This window comes from Mesorhizobium abyssinicae (genome assembly GCF_049887195.1).
Classification (GTDB): domain Bacteria; phylum Pseudomonadota; class Alphaproteobacteria; order Rhizobiales; family Rhizobiaceae; genus Mesorhizobium; species Mesorhizobium abyssinicae.
The window spans coordinates 1-3130 of sequence record NZ_JARAKC010000065.1 but is presented as its reverse complement, the minus strand read 5'-3'; the positions used below and the strand labels follow the sequence as shown (position 1 = coordinate 3130).

The window sequence follows — 3130 nt, the reverse complement described above, 5'->3', positions numbered from 1 at the left end:
CGGGGAAGGCGGCTCGCGCTTGCCCTTTGCTCCACCAGCTCACTCACCTGTGCAGAGTTTTGACCAGGACGAGCTCTTTGCCGCCGCCGAGCGCGCCGGGCCGTTTACGGCTGCAAGTTTCGCTTCGCAGTTCGGGCAGGATGCGGAGCGGGTGGTCCACTCACCCGCGCAAAGTGTCGATCAGCCGCGGAGCCGGGCAGCGATTGAGGTCGGTTACGAAGCTTTGAGTTCCATGCCGCCGCCGCGGGTCAACCTGCCCGCCACGGGCTTTGGAAGCGCACCCGATGTCGTGAACTTCCCTCACGTCGTCGCGGACGCATATCGGCCTGCGGCCAATCAACAGGGCGTTTGGACCGGCGCGCGCCGTACAATGCCGGCCGAGGCGCCTCACCAGGCTGCCGTCGTTCAGCAAACGCGCAGGCGCAGGCGCGACCGCGAGCACCCGGACGAGGCGCTTTTAGCCGCCTACCGTGACGACGCGGCTAAAACAGCCAAGGTGAGTGAAAGCTCGATTGCTCGCGATATTGCGGCGCTGCGCAAGTTCAGCAAATGGCTTGACGAGAACCACCAGAGCCAAATCGCCGGCCGGCTCGATGATCGGCAGTTGGTCAGTCTGGCGAAGGACTTCGCGGGCCACGATGCCGTACTAATGAGCGACACCAAAGTGGCGTTGGGAAGGCTCCGGCAACATTCTGCCGGACAGTCTGTGACGGCTGCTCCGACTGTTCGACTCGGCACGAAGGACGATGAGGAACTCTTCGCCCAATACCGGGCAAAAGCCGTCGTCAAAGAATCAACCGTGAGGGATATAGCGGCGCTGCGCAAGTTCAGCACATGGCTTGACGAGAACCATCGGACGCAGATCGCCGGCCGGATTGAGGACCCGGGGTTGGACGCGCTGGCGAAGGACTTCGCGGAGCGCGAGAGCGCGCGTATCAATCCGGCGCTGAAGAGGCTCCGGCAAGCTTTTGTAAGACCGCCTGTGACGGCTGCTTCGAATGTTCGACCTGTCACCAAGGATGATGAGGAACTCTTTGCCCAGGCTGCCGGCCTCGAAGAAGGGACCATGGGAGGCGATTTGACCGGCGCGCGCCATACGATGCCGGCCGAGGCACCGCACCAGGCTTCCGTCGTTCAGCAACCGCGCAGCCGAAAGCGCGTCCGAGAGCACCCGGACGAGGCGCTTTTTGCCGCCTACCGTGACGACGCGGCTAAAACAGCCAAGGTGAGTGAACGCTCGATTGCTGGCGATATAACGGCGCTGCGCAAGTTCAGCACATGGCTTGACGAGAACCACCAGAGCCAAATCCACGGTCGGATTGAGGACGAGCAGCTGGACAGCTTGGCGAAGGACTTCGCGGGCAACGATGCCGTACTGCTGGGCGACACCAAAGTGGCGTTGGGAAGGCTCCGGCAGCATTTTGCCGGACAGCCTGTGACGGCTGCTTCGGCTGTTCGACCCGGCACCAAGGACGATGAGGAACTCTTCGCCCAATACCGGGCAAAAGCCGTCGTCAAAGCACCAACCGTGAGGGGCGATCTAGCGGCGCTGCGCAAGTTCAGCAAATGGCTTGACGAGAACCATCGGACGCAGATCGCCGGCCGGATTGAGGACCCGGGGTTGGACGCGCTGGCGAAGGACTTCGCGGAGGGCGATATCGCGCGTATCAACCCGGCGCTGAAGAGGCTCCGGCAAGCTTTTGTAAGACCGCCTGTGACGGCTGCTTCGAATGTTCGACCTGTCACCAAGCATGATGAGGAACTCTTTGCCCAGGCTGCCGGCCTCGAAGAAGGGACCATGGGAGGCGATTTGACCGGCGCGCGCCATACGATGCCGGCCGAGGCGCCGCACCAGGCTTCCGTCGTTCAGCAACCGCGCAGCCGAAAGCGCGTCCGAGAGCACCCGGACGAGGCGCTTTTTGCCGCCTACCGTGACGACGCGGCTAAAACAGCCAAGGTGAGTGAAAGCTCGATTGCTCGCGATATAACGGCGCTGCGCAAGTTCAGCACATGGCTTGACGAGAACCACCAGAGCCAAATCGACGGTCGGATTGATGACGAGCAGCTGGACAGCCTGGCGAAGGACTTTGCGGGCAACGATGCCAAACTACTGAGCGACACCAAAGTGGCGTTGGGAAGGCTCCGGCAGCATTTTGCCGGACAGCCTGTGACAATCGCTTCAAATATCCGGGAACGTGGCACGAAGGACGATGAGGAACTCCTGGCCGGATACCAGACAAGAGCCGTAACAGCCCGCCTCAAAGAAGGAACCATGTGGCACGATCTAGCGGCACTGCGCAAATTCAGCAAATGGCTTGACGAGAACCACCGGACCCAGATCGCCGGCCGGCTAGATGATCGGCAGTTGGACAGCCTCGCGAAGGACTTCGCGAGCAACGATGTAAAATTACTGGGTGAACTTAACGTGGCATTGGGAAGGCTCCGGCAGCATTCTGCCGGACAGACTGTCACGACAGCTAGATCGCGCTCGGTCAGCGAAGAGAACCAGGAGATCGAAGATGCATGTCGGGCAGCTGCAAGCAGGTACAGTCAAGTCACGCTAACGATCTATCGGAGTCATTTGTGTCGTTTCAACGGCTGGCTCAGTCAGAACTTCGGCAAGGGCATTGACCAGATTGAACCCGCGGTGCTGAGCCGGGCGGTTGACGAGTACAAGAAGAACGTAGGCCCCGGTTTCGGCACAGCCTGGGGCTTTCTGCAGAAATACCGGCAAATGGTCGCAGCCAACAATGCACTGGGCCTGTCAGCCCATGGGCAAGCGGCCCCGCGCGAGCAGCCAAGCGGCCCGGCCATAGGAACTGCCCAGAGCGCCTCACCCTTCGCCTTCTCACCCATCGCCTTCTCACCCATCCCCATGTCCCCGGGCGACCCGGCCTGGGACGTGCTGCGAGCCTTCCATGAAGAAGAGGCCGCACAGCGTGGCGCGCCAATGGCTACCAATGTGCCGCAGTTCCATCAGACGACATCGCTCCCGCCAGAATGGGCCCCCGTGCCGGCCCCATCCTCGCCTGCTCAAAGTGCCGACTCGTCCTCGACCTTCGCCGGCCTTGCGCCGCTGTCGCCCACACCTTATCGGCGTCCGGATTTTGATCTGAATGCGCTCACGCCC

At 61.8% G+C, this 3130-nt stretch carries 1 protein-coding gene; it reads left to right on the top strand.

Translation table 11 applies throughout. The features are described 5' to 3' along the window. Positions 1-49 precede the first annotated feature (49 nt). Positions 50-3130, top strand: a 3081-nt coding sequence (locus tag PU724_RS33535) for a hypothetical protein (RefSeq protein WP_426213815.1), incomplete at its 3' end; no start/stop codon positions are given.